Raw genomic sequence first — 17,617 nt, 5'->3', positions numbered from 1 at the left:
CGACATGCCGCAGACCATCACCGAGAAGATCCTCGCCCGCGCCGGCGGCGTCGACAGCGTCCGGCCGGGACAGAACCTGCCGTTCCGCCCCGACCACATGATCGCCTACGACTTCCCCGGCTACACCGACGTCATGTTCCGGCAGATGCACGAGGACTTCGGCATCACCGAACTCGCCGAACCCGAGCGGTACCTGGTCTTCATCGACCACATGCTCACCAAGGGCGACGACAAGGAACGCGACATCCACAAGGTGACCAGGGAGTGGTGCGACTTCTACGGCATCACCCTGCACGAGGCCGAAGGCATCGGCCACCAGGTCGCCGCGGAGCTCGGCTACGCACTGCCCGGCCGGTTCCTCATCCACTTCGACGGCCACGTCAGCGGCCTCGGCGCCTTCGGCGCACTCGGCTGGGGCGTACGCCGCGACCTCCTCGAGGCGTGGGTCAGCGGTCAGCTCTACCTGGACGTGCCCGCGTCCGTGCGCTTCGACCTGACCGGCGAGTTCCGGCCCGGCGTCGACAACCGGGACCTGATCCACGCGATCATCGGACAACTCGGCGCCGACGGCTGTGCCCATCAGGTGATGGAGTTCGGGGGGCCCGGTGCGGAGGCCATGAGCATCGACCGGCGCCAGGGGCTCTGCGGCATGGCCATGTTCACGGGCGCCGTGTCCGCGATCTTCAACCCCGACCGCGCGGCGCTCGAATACGCGGCCGGGGTCGCGCGGGGCCCGTACGAACCCGTCGCCAGCGATCCCGACGCCGAGTACAGCTCCCGCCACACGTTCGACCTCTCGGCCATCGAACCCCAGGTGGTGCTTCCCGGATCGGCCAGGTCCGCGAACACCCGCGGAGTGTCCGAACTGGACCGCACGGCGGTGACGAAGGCGTTCATCGGTTCCTGCGCCAGCGGACGCATCGAGGACATCCGGGACGCCGCGCAGCTGCTGGACGGGCGGAAGGTGGCCGCCGGCGTCGAGCTCAACGTCGTCCCGACGTCCGCCGAGATCCACCGGCAGGCCGAGCAGGAAGGACTGCTCGACGTCCTGCGCGGCGCCGGGGCCAACATCCACACCTCGAGCTGCGACTTCTGCTTCGGCTACCAGAAACCGTTGCAGCCGGGCGAGAAATGCATCTCCACCGGGGTGTTGAACATCTCGGGCCGCATGGGCAGTACGGCTTCGGAGATCTACATGGGTTCGGCCTCGACGGTGGCGGCCAGCGCGATCACCGGGTGGATCAGCGACCCGCGGGAGGTGACGGAGTCATGAGTGGTTACCCGCCACCGCCCGAGACGATCCGTGGCCGGGTGGCATGGATCTTCGGCGACGACTTCGACGTGGATCTCATCATCGGCGTGGAGAACATCAAGTACTACGACGCCGACTTCCTCCGCGGCGTCACCATGCAGGCCTACGACCCCGAGTTCGTCGACAAGGTCGAGCCCGGCGACGTCATCGTCGGCGGGCGGAACTTCGGCTACGGCCATCCGCACTATCCACCGCTCGTCGCTCTCCGCAATCTCGGCGTCTCCGCCGTCATCGCGGACTCGTTCTCACCGGGATTCTGGCGCGGCGAGACCTACAACGGGATGCCGCTGATCACCGCGCCCGGCATCAGCGAGCACGTCAGCCGCTGGGACCCGGTGGAGGTCGACTGGCGAAGAGCCAGGGTCACTCTGCCCACGACGGGCACGACCCTGGAGGGCACCCCGCCCAGCGAACGCGTCACCAAGATCATCGAGGCAGGCGGGAGCCTTCGGCTGCTGCTCGCCGAACACCGCCGTTGACCAGTGCCCCGGAGGAACCGTCATGACCCCGACAAACGGCGCCACCGCAGTCGCCGCCCCCAGCTTCTCGCCCCGGCTCACCCGGCGTGCCGCGCTCGCCGGTGGAGTCGGAACGCTCATCGAGTACTACGACTTCAGCGTGTACGGCTTCCTCGCCGTCACCATCGCACCGCTGTTCTTTCCCAACTCGGACAGCACGGCGTCGATGCTGGCCGCGTTGGCCGTGTTCGCATCAGGTTACGTCGTCCGACCACTCGGCGGGGTGTTCTTCGGCTGGCTCGGTGACCGGTACGGCCGCAGGGCACCGCTCGTCGCCACGATCGTCGGGATGGGGCTGTGTTCCGGACTGATCGGCATACTGCCCACCTACGAATCCATCGGAGTGATCGCCCCCGTCCTCCTCGTGGTGCTGCGACTCGTCAGCGGGTTCTGCGCGGGCGGTGAGATCGGCGGTGCCGCCACGTACATCGCCGAGTCCACCCCACCCGAGCGGCGCGGCTTCTTCGGCTCCTTCACCCCGTTCGGTTCCACCTTCGGCTTCGCGACGGCGGCCACGGTCGTCGCCGTGTTCACCAGCAGCGTCGGCACCGACGGAATGACCGCCTGGGGATGGCGCCTGCCGTTCCTGCTGTGCTTCCCGTTGGCACTGCTGTGCCTGTGGGCGCGAGCGCGACTCGAGGACACTCCCGAGTTCACCAAGACGAAGGAGGAAGGGCGGCAGGCGAAGTGGCCGCTGCTGCAGGTGCTGCGGACCAACCCGGTCGGCGTGCTCCGCGTGATCGGCGTGGCCGTCGCCACCAACGGCACCGGTTACATCGGCCTGACGTACATGAACATCTACCTCATCGACGACCTCGGCTATCCGGCCGGTCAGGTGTCGTGGTTGTCGGCCGGGGTGATCGCGCTGGCCTGTCTGACCATGCCGCTGGTCGGCCTCCTGTCGGACCGCTGGGGGCGCCGGAAGGTGATCGCCGCGGGCGTCGCCGGCTATCTCGTCATCAGCTATCCCGTGCTGGCGCTCATGGAGTCGGCGGACAGCCTGATGTTCGTCGGTGTGCTGTACCTGGCGTTCATGATCCTCAACGCGTTGCTGCAGGTTCCGGCGTTTCCGATGTTCACGGAGTTGTTCGGCGGCAGCACGCGGTACACGGGCGTCGCACTCGGTTTCAACCTGGGCACGATCCTCGCCGGCGGCACCGCGCCGTACATCGCGACGCTGCTCGTGCAGCAGACCGGCGACCGGCAGTCGCCCGCCTTCTGGGTGATGGGCGCAGCGCTGATCGGGCTGCTGAGTCTCGTCCGGCTCCGGGAGACCGCGAACACCGCGCTGCCGCGCTGACCTCCAGCCCCGCTGACGTCCAGCCGCGCTGATGTCCAGCCGCGCGGCACGGCCGGACGGGACGCCGGTCCGCGTCCTGCTCACTCGTGGCGGGGCGAGGGCCCGGACGCCGCGGCGACGAGTTCCACCCGCGAGCGCACACCGAGCCTGACGAAGATGTTGCGCAGGTGGTGCTCGACGGTGCGCCGGGAGATCGCGAGCCGTTCCGCGATCTCCCGGTTCGTCCGTCCATCCGCGACCAACCGGACGATGCGTTCCTGTTGTGGTGTCAGGTCTTCGCCCGTCGAGGGAGCGGCCTCCTCGGCACGGTCGCCTGCGGCGCGCAGCTCGTCGCGGATCTGCGCCGCCCAGTAGTCGGCTCCCGCGTCGTCGGCGAGGCGGAAGGCGTCCCGCAGCACCGACCGTGCCTCGCGATTGCGCCGCTGTCGCCGCAGTGCCCTGGCGTAGGCCAGCTCGGTGCGGGCGAGCTCGAGCGTCATGCCGCCGGAGCGCTGGAGTTCGACGGCGTCGCGGAACTGCGCCTCCGCCGTGGCCGGGTCGGCTGCGAGCAACGCCCGGCAGCGGTGGGCGAGCGCGAGCCACACGCCGGTCCCCGTCGACTCCGCCCACGCCTCGTACCGTTCGAGCGCCCGCCGCGCGCTGTCGGACTCCCCGCACCGGATCGCGGATTCGACGAGCTGCGGGATCGCCGCGACCTGCACCGTCGACCGGCCCGTCCCCGGGACGAACAGGGTGTTCAACCGCCGGAACGCGTCGGCGGGTCGGTCGTCGAGCAGGTCGGCACACCCGCGCACCCAGTCGGCAAGCGCGGCCGCACGGCGGAGTCCGACACGGTCGATCCGGGCCTGCGCCGACGCCACCCGCGCCAGTGCCGCGTCGCGGTCGCCGAGCGAGACGTAGGCCAGGCCAGCGAGCACCTCGTGCTCGGCCGCCGTGTTGCGCTGCCCGCTCGCCGCGGCCAGGGCGACACCTTCTGCGCTCGCCTCCACCGCGGCGTGCGGGCGGTCGAGCAGCGCCGACGTGAGCGAGAACTGGTACAGCGCCGTGGGCAGAAGGGTCGGGTTGTCGCCGCCTCGGGCGCGGGCGACCGCCGCGGCGGCCCGGTCGTGCGCCAGCCCCGGACGGCCGAGGGTCATGGCCGCCTCCGCCGCGCACAGGGCCCCGCGGACGTCGTCGCCCGCCTCCTCGAGCACCCGCCGCAACGCCGCGGCACCGGCCGCGTGGTCACGCGTGAACATCGCGGCGATGCCCGCGAGATGCGTCGCCACCAGTGTTTCCGTCTCCGCGGCCCGTCTCGCCGTCTCGGCGTAGCCGCAGCCGTCGGCGGCGGTGCGGCGCGCTTCGGCCGCGAGCAGGAACGCATCGGCCGCCTCGTCGACGGGCAGGCTCTGCGCGGCGAGCATGAGCTGGTGCGCCGCGACCTCGGGAGCACCGTCCCTGAGTTCGATCTCCCCCGCGGCGACGAGGATCCGGCCCGCCAACGGGCCGGATGGTGCGTGCTCGCGGGCGTGCCACAACAACCTGCGCGCCGGTCCGACTCGTCCCTCGGCCCAGTACCGGCACGCGGCACGTCGCAGCCGTTCCGCCTTCTCTGCTCCGGGAGGAGTGAGCCGTGCGGCCCGATGCCAGGCGAGCGCGGCCGTGTCGGGGTTGTCGTCGGCCGCCGCCGCGAGCCGGTCGGCCACGTCGGTGCGGCCGTCGGCGCAGGCCCGGTGCCATTCCCACGCCGCGCGGTGCCGCTGCGGGTCGAGGGACGCGGCGAGCGCCGCGTGCGCCTCCCTCCGCTCGGCGTCGGACACCGCGGCGTGCACGGTGGCGCCGACGGCCGGGCTGACCGCGCGGACACCGTCGGTCGTCGTCCGCACCAGCCCGCAGCGCTGCACCTCGGCGAGCACGGGGTCGGCGGCGGACACGGGGCCGTCGGAGGACATGCCGGTGGCGCCGAACGCCTCGGACGGCTCGGCGCACGCGGCCCGCAGCACGAGCGCCCGCGCCGCCTCGGACAGGCCCCGAAAGGTACGCACCACCGCGTCCCGGCCACGGCCTCCCGCGGGCAGCTCGCGCGGTGGCGGCTGCCTGCCCGCGGCCTGCCCCGCGGTGAGGGATTCGGCGAGTTCCAGCAGGTCGGACGGGTTTCCGCCGGCGGTCTCGACCAACTCGGCGGCAACGGGTGCGGCGATCCGCCCCGGCACGAGGCGCAGCGCCTCGTCGTCGGTCAGCGGCGGCAGCCTTTCGACGTCGAGGCCGGCCAGCCGGTCGGCCTCCGGTGCCTCCGGCGGCACCGTGAACACCACCGCGACCGGGCCTCGCGCGCATCTGCGTGCCATGAACGCCAGGACGTCGAGGGATTCGACGTCGAGCAGGTGGGCGTCGTCGACGAGGCACAGCACGGATCCGCCCGCCGCCAGTCGCTCGTACAGCGTCGTGGCGTGCCCTGCGACGTCGCCGACCGCTCCGGGCGCGATGCCCGCGGCAGCGCACAGCCGCTGCAGGCCGGCCCACGGCAGCTCGGACTCGGCAGCGAAGCCGGTGACCGTCGCGGTCCGCACCGGCCCGTCCGTCGGCACGGTCTCCACCAGCGTGGTCCTGCCCATGCCGCGGACGCCGGCGAGCACGAGCGCGCCACCGCGTCCCGCGCCCACGTCGTCGTGGAGTGCCGCGAGGCGTGCTCGGACGTCGTCCCTGCCCACGATCACTGCGGCCATAGCCCTCCGCCCTGGAAAGGCAGTCGATTCGACGTCCGGAAGATCCGCTGTCGGTGACTTTCTCACACACCCCCGGTGATTACACCGATGCGCAGCGGTGCGGTGCGAGGTGAGAGTGATCGGGCCAGAAGCCGGATCAACCGGAATTCGAGGAGGAACAGTGCGACGAACGAGAGTGACGACACTCCTGTCGGCGGCCGCGCTTGCGCTCGCGACCGCCTTCGTCGGCCCTGCCGGGCAGGCGGCCCACGCTGCGGGGACGTATCAGCACGGCCCGGATCCGACGGAGGACAGCATCGAGGCTCCGCGGGGGCCGTTCGATGTCGCGGAGGACCGCGTTTCGAGCCTGGTGTCCGGGTTCGGCGGCGGGACGATCTACTACCCGACCGCGACCGACGAGGGCACGTTCGCGGCGATCGCGATCTCCCCCGGCTACACGGCGAGCCAGTCGAGCATCGCCTGGCTCGGGCCGCGACTGGCTTCGCAGGGTTTCGTCGTGTTCACGATCGACACGAACAGTCGTTACGACCAGCCCGGCAGTCGCGCCGACCAGCTGGTCGCCGCGCTGGACCACCTCACGCAGGACAGCGACGTGGCCGACCGCGTCGACCCGGAGCGGCTCGGCGTGGCCGGGCATTCGATGGGTGGCGGCGGCACGCTCGAGGCCGCCCTGGAGAACTCGGACATCGACGCGGCCGTGCCGTTCGCGCCGTGGCACACCAGGAAGGACTTCTCGGGACTGTCGACGCCGACGTTCATCATCGGCGGTGAGTCCGACTCGGTCGCACCGGTGCGGCGCCACTCGGAGCCGTTCTACGAGTCGATCCCCGACAGCACCGACAAGGCGTACATGGAGTTGGAGCGCGCCAACCACTTCTTCCCCAACTCGCCCGACACGACGACGGCGAAGTACACGCTGTCGTGGTTCAAGCTGTTCCTCGACGAGGACGAGCGCTACGCGCAGTTCCTGTGCCCGGCGCCCGATGACTCGGACATCGGCGAGTACCGCGACACCTGCCCGTACTGATCGTGGGTGACGGCGCGGGGCTTTCCGTTCGGCGGAAGGTCCCGCGTCTTCGGGTTCAGACCTCGCCGAACGTCCACCGGTATGCGCCGGACTGGTACCGAGGTACGTGCGGAAACGTCTGCGCAGGTTGACCGCCGAGGCGCGGCGAACGGCCCCCGCCTGTGCCGCACCCCCTCCGAGGAATCGACACAACGACGACGCTGTCCCACCCCGGCCGCCACCCGCACGGGCGAAGCGAAGCGAGCGCACGCCGAGCAACCCACACCCCTGAAACCTGCACCCCAACCTCGGGCAACCACCCACGCACGCAACCGGCGATGCGAAGCGAGCCCACCCGACGCAACCACCCCACGAACCCCCGAACAGCCCCCGGCATACGCACCCCGAGGTTCCCCGAACGACACCGAACGTGCCGGAGGCTGCCCAACCAAGGCGACCACGACGATGGGGGTCCGGGGGACGCCCCGGGCGGGGTCTGGGGGCCACGCCCCCAGAACACACTGCGATGCCCGAACACAGCGAAGGCGCCCCACGCGACGAGCATGGGGCGCCTTCGGGCGAGCCGCCTAGGGGAATCGAACCCCTGACCTACGCATTACGAGTGCGTCGCTCTGGCCGTCTGAGCTAAGGCGGCGTGGACGTGATGTCCTTGTGCGTAAGACTATACCGGACGCTCATGCGTCACCAACGCCCCCCTGGCTCGTTACAGGATCAAACAGGCATAGCCACCCCGACCGGCTTCACCTGCACTGGAGGACCCACCACTATGCGCCGACGACTGGCCCGCTCGGCAGCGCTGCCGCTGGCGGCCGCCATGGTCGTCCTGGCCGCCGGACCTGCGGCCGGACAGACGATCCCGACCACTCCTGTTCCCCCGCCCGCCGATCCGGATGCGCCGCCGGCGTCGGGGCCGACCAAGACGAAGGCCAAGGCCATCGGGGAGGCGGGCACGGCGCTCGGCATGGTGCGGTTGTTGCCGCAGGCGGTGCCGACGGACGCGATCCTGCCGGGTGCGGAGGAGGATCTGCCGAAGCAGTCCGCGTTGGAGGGCGGTTTCGGGTTGTCCAACGCGCAGGTCGATTCGGAGGCGTATCTGACGTACGAACGGTCGATCGCGTCGGCGGCGCCGGCGGGGGTGGCCATCGGTGGCAATTCGCCGATGCCGCCGGGGTCGGTGACTCAGACCGCGCTGCCGGACAACGAGAAGCCGGTGTCGACGGGCATCAACGCCCCGGACAATCCGTTGGTCAACCTGAGCGCGCTGAACGGTTCGGCGCATGCGCGGTGGAGCGAGGAGCTGGGGCCGTGTGTCGGCACGATGGCTGACGCGTCGACGTCGACGGCCAGTGCGTCGCTGGTGAACTCGATCCCGACCATGCCGGATCTGGGGCAGCTCAACGGCTCGGATTCGGGCGCCGAGGAGGCGCTGAGCAAGTTGGGGTCGTTCGCCGATCTCGGTGGCATGCTGTCGGGCCAGCGCACGAACGACGCCAAGCCGGCAGCGGACGGCAAGGGGTCGCTGGTCAGCGCGCCGAACACGCTGTCGACCCGGTCCACGGTGCGGCTGGTCGATATGCCGGGCACCGATCGCAAGGCCGTGGAGTCGACGTCGACCATGCAGGTGGCCGACATCAACATCCTGAAGGGCACGCCGCTCGGGCTGACGGTGAAGGTCGCGAGCCAGCCGACACTGCGGGTGTTGTCGACGGGCAAGGCGGAGACGTCGAAGGTCGAGTACAAGGCGCCGGTGCTGACGATCGAGCGGAACGGCGAGGAGCTGTTCACCCTGGACGCGGCGAACCCCACGGCCGACATCCCGGTCGGTGTGCCGACGGAGGGCATGAAGAAGCTGCCCGGGTACGAGCAGGTCAAGGACGCACCCGTGGTCGGCGATCTCGCCCAGACGATGAACGACGGGGTGAAGGCCCTGAACGACACCGCGGCCAAGAAGGTCCTGGACCTGGGTGTGCTGCGGCTGAGCATCGCCGAGCTGACGAAGCGTGGCAGTGAGCAGGCCGAGCCGTTCAAGGGGTATCAGCAGGGCGCGTCGGCGCGGCTGCTGGACCTGCAGATCCTGCCGACGCAGAAGTTGAAGAGCATGCTTCCCGGCGATGCGGCGGAGAAGCTGCCGTCGTCGTTGGCGCAGGTGTCGCTGGGTGAGCAGATCGCGCGCGCGTTCGCTCCGACGGGCGGCGTCGACTGCAGCAAGCCCGAGCCGGCTGCCCCGCCGGAGGGTGGCGGCGCCGCCCCGCCCGCGGGTCCGGACAAGCTGGCGCAGACGAGCGGTGCGTACGCGTCGGTGCCGATCTTCTGGACGGGTACGGCGATGCTGCTGATCGGCGCGGTCCTGGTGGCCGTGTCCCCGGGCCGCCGGGGTGGATCGGCAGCGGCGGCGGCTCCGCCGAAGCCCTCCCCTCGCCCGAGGGAGTGAGCCCCCGAGGAAGTGAGCCCCTGAGGGAGTGAGGCCCTTCCCTATGGGAGCCGAAGTCAGCGATGCCCCCATGGCGCCCCATTGGCGCCATGGGGGCATCGCTTTGGCACTGCCACGCGGAGCGCGTCCGTGTGGGCGGGTGCTGGGAGAGGGGCGGAAGCCCCGAATCCTCGCTTCGCACGCCGCGGACCGCCGGCAAGAACGCCTTCCGGCCGGCCCGGCCACCACCCCTCATCGACACGCTGACGCGTGGCTGCTCCCGCCCTCAGGTGCCCTTGGGGCACAAGCAGGCCGTCAGCCCTCGCGGAGGGTGGTGATCATGGCCTCGACTGCGATGCGCGGTTTGACGTTCCAGGTGATCGCTTCGCGGCATTCGAGGACCGCTTCGAGGCGGCGCAGTGTCGACGCCGGCGTCCACTCGCGTGCGGCCTCGCGGCTGTGTTCGGCGAAGTCGGGGTGGTTGAGAATGGCGCCCGCTCCGCTGGAGGTGACGAGCACGTCGCGGTAGAACCCGGCCAGGTCGATCAGCGCCAGGTCGAGCGTGTCCCGCTGGGTTCTGGTGGCCCGCGATTTCTGCCGTTTCTCCAGCTGTTTCACGGCGGCATCGGCGGAACGTTTCGCCGCCGCCACGCCCTTGCCGGTGCCGCCGGAGCCCATGGCGGTGCGCAGCTCCTCGGCTTCGGCCTCGTCGCGTGTCTTGCTCTCGTCGGCGGCGTCGGACTCGGCGGTCTTGATCAGTTCGTCGGCGCACGTGAAGACGTCGCCGGGCCTGCGAAGTCCGAGCGGGATGCGCAGCACCGAGTCGCGCCTGCCACGTGCCGCCTCGTCGGTGGCGAGCCTGCGTGCCCTGCCGACGTGCCCGCCGCACACCGAGGCGGCCCAGCGCGCGGTCGATTCGTCGACACCGTCGCGCTCGGCCAGCACCCGTGCGATGGCGTCCGGCGGCGGCGTGCGCAACGTGACGAGCCTGCACCGCGACCGGATCGTCACGGACACGTCCTCGGGGTGGTCCGACGGCGCGCACAGCAGGAACACCGTGCGGTCCGGCGGTTCCTCCACGGCCTTGAGCAGCGCGTTCGAGGCTCCCTCGGTCAAGCGGTCCGCGTCCTCGATGATCACGACCTGCCATTCACCGGTCGTGGGCCTGCGCGCGGCGGCCTGCACGAGCGCGCGCATCTCCGCGACCGAGATCGACAGCCCTTCGGGGACGACGAGTCGGACATCGGCGTGGGTGCCTGCGACGGCGGTGCGGCAACCGGTACAGCCGCCGCAGCCCGTACCCGTCGAGCACTGCAGCGCGGCGGCGAACGTCCGGGCGGCCACCGACCGGCCCGACCCGGGCGGGCCGGTGAACAACCACGCGTGGGTCATCCCGCCGCTCGTGTCGGCCTCACCCGCGACCAGCGCAGCGGCCGCCGACGCGGCGGTCTGCAACGTCTCCACGGCCGGTTCCTGACCGACCACCTGTGACCACACCGAGGTCACGATGCGGTCCCCTGCGTCGCGCGTTCGTCAGCGCCGGTCTCGTCCGTGGCCTGCGCTTCGGCAGCCCCGTCGGTCCCGGCTGCCCCGTCTGTCCGGGCGCGGGGCGAGTCCTGGGACGCGGAGCCGTTCGCGTGGCCGGACTTCCGGCGCCGCGCGCTCAGCCCCGGCACCTTCCCTGCGAGGGCGCACTGGACCGCGGTGTGGATCCGGTCCGCGACGTCGTCGGGGCTGCCGTCCGCGTCCACGACGACGTAGTGCTGCGGGTCCGCCGACGCCATTTCGGTGAGCAGCTGCTGCACCCGCCAATGCTGCGGGCCGGCCGACGTGCCGTCCGCACCGCCCTCGGCGGTCCCCGCCCCCGGGTCGGTGTCGAGCAACACCGCCAGGTCGGGCCGCAGCCGTGCCGTCGCCCAGTCGGCGAGACCCTCCAGCTCGGAGGCGTCGAGCCCGGCCACCGCGGACAGGTGCGCGAGCGGCGAGTCGACGAACCGTTCCATGACGACGACGGCGCCGGAGTCGAGCGCAGGCCGGATGTCGCGTTCCACGATGTCGGCGCGCACCGCCGCGGCCGCAAGCGCTTGCGCACGTGCGCTGGACAGCGATGCTCCTGAGACGATGCCCCGCAGGCGTTCGTCGTCGAGCGCCGGATCGGTGGCGAGTACGACGTCCCGCTCCCCGGTGCGCAGAGCGTCGGCGAGGCGGGCCGCCTGCCTGCCCGTGTCGGTCTCGGTCGTGCCTTCGAGCGCGATGAGCAGGCCGTTCACACGCCGTGGCCGCCTGCGCATGACGTTGCGCAGGTCGGCGAGGATCGGTTCGGTGCGGCGCGAGTCCATCTGCCGGTACGCGACGACGCCGACGAGCGCGGCCAGCAGCCCGCCGCCCAGCAACACGGGCCGCGTGCCGTCGATGATCAGCTCGTTACCCCACACCGTGATCTTGTGCGGCTGCACCAAGCCGATGAGCACCGGCACGGTCGCGGTCGAACCGAAGATGATGATCTTCAGTAGCGACTGGTAGATGGCGTTGATGCGGCCGCGCATCGAATCGTCGATCTGCGAGCCGATGATCGTCACGCCGGTGAGGAAGCCTGCACCCGCGCACCCACCGACGGCGGCCGCCGCGACGAGCGACACGGCCAGGTGCGGCGACAGCGCCACGACGATCAGCGCCAGGCCCGCCAGCACGATGCCCACGCCGAACAGCCGGTCGTGTGGCAGCCTGCGGGCCAGCTTCGGCACCACCGCCAGACCTGCCGCAGCGCCGACGAAGACCGCCACGAACAGCAGGCCGAACGACGCTTCGCCGCCGCCCAGGCTCAGCGAGTACGGCTTGGCCGCACCGATCACGGCGCCGCCCGCGGCGAACGCGCCCATCATCCCGATCAGCAGGCCGCGGACCAGCTTGGTACGCCGGATGTAGCTGAAGCTCTGCCGCACCATCGCGATGAAGCCGACGTCGGCGTCGTCGCCGCTCGACGCGGTGTCCTGCGCGGCGGTGCTCGCCGGCACGGGGTGAACGTTGCGGAGCGACAGTTCCGGGATGCGGGTCGCGATGAGCAGGGCACTGGCCAGGTACAGCAGCGCGTTGATGAACACGACGGCGTTGGCGACACCGAACTCGCCGAACGCGTCGGGCGAGATCCCGAGCGTCGTCTGCACACCGGTGAGCACCGAGTACAGCCCGGCGCCGCTGACGACCGCGAGCCCGTAGGTCATGAACAGGCCGAGCTGGTTGGCCGTTTCCACCTGATCCGGCCTGCGCAGCAGGTTCGGTACCGCAGCGTCCTTCGACGGGATCCACATCATCGCGGCGGACCCGGCCATGAAGTTGGCGACGAACAGCCAGATCGGTGACCCGACGATCGGGATCGAGAACAGCAGCGCGAACCGTGCGAGGTCGGCGCAGATCATCACCTTGCGGCGGTCGAACCGGTCGGCCAGCAGGCCGCCGAGCGGCGCGAACAGCAACCCTGGCAGCAACTGGGTGAGCACGACCCCGACGAACGCGAAGTTCTGCAGCAGATAGTCGTCGGTGTACTTCGTGACGAGGCCGGTGAGGCCGAGCATCGCGAGCCAGTCGGCCACGCTGCACAGGTACGTCACCGCCCACAGCCGCCGGAACGGCCGGATCCCCAGCACGCTGCGTGCCCGCCGGGTCGTCGACATCTCGTGGTGCGCCGGCGAACCCGCCGCCACGCGCGGCGCACCCTCGGTGTCACCGGGGGCGGTGCCCTGCGCCGTGGAGGCGTCCGCCGACGCGCGGTCACCGCGTGTGTCGGCGTTCTGTGTCCCCCGAGCTGCCTCGCTGATGTGCCCCACCCCACATGACCGGCGCTGCCTGTGCGGCCAGGGTATCGCTGGCCTGCCCGCCCTTGCGGGGTGGACCAGCGAAGACACCGCGCGTAGGCAGTACCCCACCGACGGTGATGCCACACCGGGCGATTCACCGAAATGGGACAGCAGGTCGGGCGCCGGTGGTCAGGCGTGGCCTCGGCGCGCCCCGGGTGGGCCGGTACGCGCCATGACCGGCGCCGAGCCGGTGAATCGGGAGCGGCCGCGACGCCGTCCCCGGCAACGCCCGGTCAGGAGAAGATGCTGCTGACGCTCTCGACGAAGCTGACGACGAACTGGATCGCCACGATCACGAACACGATCAACAGCACGCCGGCCACGATCATGCCGGTCGAGGCGTTCGACGGCTTGCGGACCGTGACGCGCTGGTTCAGCGGCTGCTTCACGGGCTTGGCTTCCGCGGGCCGCTGCGCCTGCTGGGACTGCCGCCCCCTGCGCAACATCGCAGGCAGCAATTGGCCCCGCATCCGCGGCCTCGGGAGTTTGCCGAGCCTGCCCCTGACGCCGTTCGTTCCGGTGCCGGTGGTCTCGGTGCCCGCGGTCTCCTCGTCCCCACCTTCCGAATCGCCGTCCTGCGCGTCGGCGTCCGAGGTGCCGCCGGCGTCCCCGGAACCGGCCTGTTGCGCCTGCTTCGCGTCCTCCTCGGCAAGCGCCGCCGCGGCCTTGTTCCGGATGACCTCCAGATCCGGCACGGTCGACTGTGCGGGAGGAATCATCGAACCGGACCCGTCCGTGGCGGTGTCCGCGTCGGCCAGTGAATCGCTGTAGCCGTGCGCTGACTCCGGAGCCTGGGTGCCGTCTCCGCTGCCCACGCGTCCTCCTCGTACCTGCTTCCGATGCGGGAAACCCGCCATGACATGCCGTCGGCTGTCAGGGTAGCGGTCCCATCACACCGCGCATCCGCCAACAGGACGATGACCCGGCTCACTCACGAGCCGCGGCGACCGCAGCGGGTAGTCCGCCCGAGGTCGACCGTGAGCAGTCGCCCGACCCCGAGAGATCCCGCGTGCGCTGCGCAAACACCCGACGACACACACCACGGGAGCCGGGCGGAGCCGACCCGGTCCGACGCATGCCCCCGGTCGGCGACATCCGTCGGACCGGTGAACGCCCGTACGGCGGCGCCCCGCCCGCACCGACGACACGGCTCCCGGCGGGTGATCCCACCGGGAGCCGTGTCGTGTTCACCGGACCTGCTACTTCTTCGCGGTCGTCGTGCTCTTCTTCGCCGTCGACTTCGAGGCCGTCGACCCGGACGTCGACTTCTTCGCGGTGCTCTTCGTGCCCGTGCTCTTCGTGCCCGTGCTCTTGGCGGCCGTGGACTTGCCGGCGCTGGACTTGGTGGCCGTGCTCTTCGTCCCGGTGCTCTTCGTGCCCGCGCTCTTGGTGGCCGTGCTCTTCGTGCCCGCGCTCTTGGTGCCGGTGCTCTTGGTGCCCGCGGTCGACTTCTTGCTCGTCGTCTTCTTCGCAGGCCCCTTGGCGCGCTTCTCGGCGAGCAGCTCCTCGGCGCGTTCCTGCGTCAGGTCCTCGACGCTGTCGGACTTGCGCAGTGACGCGTTGTACTCGCCGTCGGTCACGTACGGCCCGAACCGGCCGTCCTTGACCACGATCGGCTTGCCGGAGACGGAGTCCTCCTTGAGCTCCAGCAGCGGCGGCTTCGCGGCCTGCCTGCCCCGGCGCTTCGGCTCGGCGTAGAGCTTCAACGCCTCGTCGAGCGTGATGTCGAAGATCTGATCCTCGGTGGCCAGCGACCGCGAGTCGGTGCCCTTCTTCAGATACGGCCCGTACCGGCCGTTCTGCGCGGTGATCTCCTCGCCCGACTCCGGATCCGTACCCACCACGCGCGGCAACGACAGCAGCTTCAGCGCGTCGTCGAGAGTCACCTCGGCGATGTCCATCGACTTCAGCAGCGACGCGGTGCGCGGCTTCGGCTTTGCAGTCTTCTTCGCCGTGGTCTTCTTGGCGGTGGTCTTCTTGGTCGCCGTCTTCGTCCCGGTCTTCTGCTCCCCCGAGGAGTCCTCGCCCCCGTCGGACTCGGCGGCAGCCTCCTCCGCCGAGTCCTGCTCGGCCGGTTCCTCCTCCGGTTCCGGCAGGATCTCCGTGACGTACGGGCCGAACCGGCCCTCCTTCACGACGATCTCGTGCCCGCTCACCGGGTCGGTGCCCAGCACACGCCCTTCCTGCGGCGTCGCGAACAGCTTCTCGGCGATCTCCAGCGTCAGCTCGTCCGGCGGCAGATCGTCGGACAGGTTCGCCCGCTGCGACTTGCCGTCCACCTCGCGTTCCAGATACGGCCCGTACCGGCCCACGCGCACGACGACGTCGCGGCCCTCGGAGTCGGTGAACATCGGGATGGAGTTGATCTCCCGCGCGTCGATGTCCTCGACACCCGACCCGACCAGCTTCTTCAGCCCGCCGATGCGGCCGACCGAACCGTCGACGCCCAGATCGCCGCCGAAGTAGAAGCGCGACAGCCAGCTGGTGCGCTTGTCGTCACCGCTGGCGATGCGGTCGAGCTCGTCCTCCATCGCAGCGGTGAAGTCGTAATCGACGAGCCGCTCGAAGTGCCGCTCCATCAACCCGACGACGGAGAACGCCACCCACGACGGCACCAGCGCGGAACCCTTCTTCCACACGTAACCGCGGTCCTGGATGGTCTTGATGATCGACGCGTACGTCGAAGGACGGCCGATGCCCAGTTCCTCGAGCTTGCTCACCAGCGCGGGCTCGCTGTAGCGCGCAGGCGGCGACGTCGCGTGACCGTCCGGGTCCAGCTCGGCAGCCGTGAGGTTCTGTCCCTCGGCGAGCTGCGGCAGCCGCTTCTGCTTGTCGTCGGCCTCGCCGCCCTCTTCGGTGTCGACGGATTCGACGTAGGCCTTCAGGAAGCCGGGGAACGTGATCGTCCGGCCGGAGGCCGAGAACACGCACTCTTCCCCGCTCGTGGCCGTGCCGGTGATCTTCACCGACATCGTCGTGCCCTTGGCGTCGGCCATCTGCGAGGCGATGGTGCGCTGCCAGATCAGTTCGTACAGGCGGAACTCGTCGGTCTCCAGCTCGCCCGCGACCTGACCGGGCGTGCGGAACACCTCACCGGCCGGGCGGATCGCCTCGTGCGCCTCCTGCGCATTCTTGACCTTGCGGTTGTACTGCCGCGGGCCGTTCGACACGTACTCGGAGCCGTACAGGTCGGTCGCCTGACTGCGCGCCGCCGACAGTGCCGCCTCCGACAGCGTCGTCGAGTCGGTACGCATATAGGTGATGTAACCGTTCTCGTACAGCCGCTGCGCGATCCGCATCGACCGCTCCGACGAGAACCGCAGCTTGCGGCCCGCCTCCTGCTGCAACGTCGACGTCATGAACGGCGCGTACGGCTTCCGCGTGTACGGCTTCTCCTCGACGCTGCTGACCGCGAAGTCACGGCCGCCGAGCGCTTCGGCCAGCCGGTTCGCCTCGGTCTCGTCCAGCACGCGGACCTCGGCCGAGGCGTCCTTGAGCTGCCCGTTCCAGCCGAAGTCCCGGCCGGTGGCGACGCGAGCGCCGTCCACCGCCGTCAGCCGCGCAGGGAAGTTCCGCGGCGCCGCGTCGGCACCGGCGTCCATCGTCGCCGAGATGTCCCAGTACGACGCCGAGGTGAACCGCATGCGCTCGCGTTCCCGCTCGACGATCACGCGGGTCGCCACCGACTGCACCCGGCCCGCCGACAGTCGCGGCATGACCTTCTTCCACAACACCGGCGAGACCTCGTAGCCGTACAGCCGGTCGAGGATGCGGCGCGTCTCCTGCGCGTCCACCAGGTCCGGGTCGAGCTCACGCGTGCTCTCCGCCGCGGCCCGGATCGCCTCCGGCGTGACCTCGTGGAACACCATGCGGCGCACCGGCACCTTCGGCTTCAGCGCTTCCAGCAGGTGCCAGGCGATGGCTTCGCCCTCACGGTCGGGGTCCGTCGCGAGGAAGAGCTCGTCGACGTCCTTGAGCAAGCCCTTGAGCTCGGTGACCGTGGCCTTCTTGTCGGCGGGGACGATGTAGAGCGGCTCGAAGTCGTTGTCGACGTCCACGCCGAGTCGCGCCCACGACTGGCCCTTGTACTTGGCGGGCACGTCCGCGGCGCCCCGCGGCAGGTCGCGGATGTGGCCGCGCGAGGACTCGACGACGTAGCCGTTGCCGAGATACGGCGCGATCTTGCGCGCCTTCGTCGGCGACTCGACGATCACCAGTCGTCGATTGCCGCCACCCGAACTCTCGCCGTTCTTCTTCCGCGTCGTTGCCGCCACGCTGTCCCGCTTCCTCACATCATCTATCGGACCCGCCAGTGTGCACGCTGAACGTCCGTCGTGTCTGCCCAGGTTCCTCAACACGCCGCATGCGACGTGTCAAGTGGTTCGGCCGATTCGTCCCCGATGTTTCCATGCCGCTGCGCCGACTCTCGCCCGCCACCCCTACGGTGACTACCCGCCTGCAGGTCGCACAGGTGATGTGGAACTCACCCGG

At 70.5% G+C, this 17,617-nt stretch carries 10 protein-coding genes and 1 tRNA gene; 5 read left to right on the top strand and 6 right to left on the bottom strand.

Annotation, left to right across the window (positions count from 1 at the left end; translation table 11 throughout):
• The first annotated feature begins 4 nt into the window (after positions 1-4).
• Genes FB384_RS11020 through FB384_RS11010 form a run of 3 tightly spaced genes read left to right on the top strand, consistent with a single transcriptional unit; the run spans position 5 to position 3,130 of the window.
• Positions 5-1,273 carry a 3-isopropylmalate dehydratase large subunit gene (locus tag FB384_RS11020; RefSeq protein ID WP_183782337.1) on the top strand — a complete coding sequence of 423 codons (1,269 nt, stop codon included), beginning with the start codon at positions 5-7 and terminating at the stop codon, positions 1,271-1,273.
• Entirely contained in the window at positions 1,270-1,791 is a 522-nt protein-coding gene (locus tag FB384_RS11015) for a 3-isopropylmalate dehydratase small subunit (RefSeq protein WP_183782333.1), read from the top strand. Before FB384_RS11020 ends, FB384_RS11015 begins: the two co-directional genes overlap by 4 nt.
• Before the next feature lie 22 nt (positions 1,792-1,813).
• The gene (locus tag FB384_RS11010; RefSeq protein ID WP_183782330.1) at positions 1,814-3,130 is read left to right on the top strand and encodes an MFS transporter; all 1,317 of its coding nucleotides are present in this window, start codon (positions 1,814-1,816) and stop codon (positions 3,128-3,130) included.
• Positions 3,131-3,210: 80 nt separating this feature from the next.
• Here FB384_RS11010 and FB384_RS11005 read toward each other — a convergent pair whose 3' ends face one another.
• A complete protein-coding gene (locus tag FB384_RS11005) occupies positions 3,211-5,835 on the bottom strand; it encodes a helix-turn-helix transcriptional regulator (protein ID WP_183782327.1) in 2,625 nt (874 codons plus the stop codon).
• 160 nt (positions 5,836-5,995) lie between these two features.
• Between FB384_RS11005 and FB384_RS11000 the strand changes: the two genes are divergently transcribed.
• Positions 5,996-6,862 (top strand): alpha/beta hydrolase family protein, encoded by an 867-nt coding sequence (locus tag FB384_RS11000; RefSeq protein ID WP_323985190.1) that lies wholly within the window; start codon positions 5,996-5,998, stop codon positions 6,860-6,862.
• Between the two features lie 560 nt (positions 6,863-7,422).
• On the opposite strand, the gene FB384_RS10995 is transcribed toward FB384_RS11000, so the two are convergent.
• Positions 7,423-7,496 (bottom strand) — tRNA-Thr (locus FB384_RS10995).
• Between the two features lie 132 nt (positions 7,497-7,628).
• Between FB384_RS10995 and FB384_RS10990 the strand changes: the two genes are divergently transcribed.
• On the top strand, positions 7,629-9,293 hold the full coding sequence (locus FB384_RS10990; protein ID WP_183782324.1) for a hypothetical protein: 1,665 nt from the start codon (positions 7,629-7,631) through the stop codon (positions 9,291-9,293).
• Positions 9,294-9,587: 294 nt separating this feature from the next.
• Here FB384_RS10990 and FB384_RS10985 read toward each other — a convergent pair whose 3' ends face one another.
• The 4 genes from FB384_RS10985 to topA form a co-directional block, all read right to left on the bottom strand.
• Positions 9,588-10,781, bottom strand: coding sequence for a DNA polymerase III subunit delta' (locus FB384_RS10985; RefSeq protein WP_183785324.1), 1,194 nt, complete (start codon positions 10,779-10,781; stop codon positions 9,588-9,590).
• Positions 10,775-12,943 (bottom strand): bifunctional MFS transporter/dTMP kinase, encoded by a 2,169-nt coding sequence (locus FB384_RS10980; RefSeq protein WP_183785321.1) that lies wholly within the window; start codon positions 12,941-12,943, stop codon positions 10,775-10,777. The genes FB384_RS10985 and FB384_RS10980 overlap by 7 nt, the downstream gene beginning before the upstream one ends.
• A gap of 416 nt (positions 12,944-13,359) precedes the next feature.
• The gene (locus FB384_RS10975) at positions 13,360-13,941 is read right to left on the bottom strand and encodes a hypothetical protein (protein WP_183782321.1); all 582 of its coding nucleotides are present in this window, start codon (positions 13,939-13,941) and stop codon (positions 13,360-13,362) included.
• Positions 13,942-14,325: 384 nt separating this feature from the next.
• Positions 14,326-17,400 (bottom strand): type I DNA topoisomerase, encoded by a 3,075-nt coding sequence (gene topA / locus FB384_RS10970; protein ID WP_183782318.1) that lies wholly within the window; start codon positions 17,398-17,400, stop codon positions 14,326-14,328.
• Positions 17,401-17,617 lie beyond the last annotated feature (217 nt).

The organism is Prauserella sediminis, assembly GCF_014195435.1.
Taxonomy (GTDB): Bacteria; Actinomycetota; Actinomycetes; order Mycobacteriales; family Pseudonocardiaceae; genus Prauserella; species Prauserella salsuginis.
The sequence above is the reverse complement of the archived record's forward strand: the minus strand, read 5'-3'. Positions and strand labels throughout refer to the sequence as shown.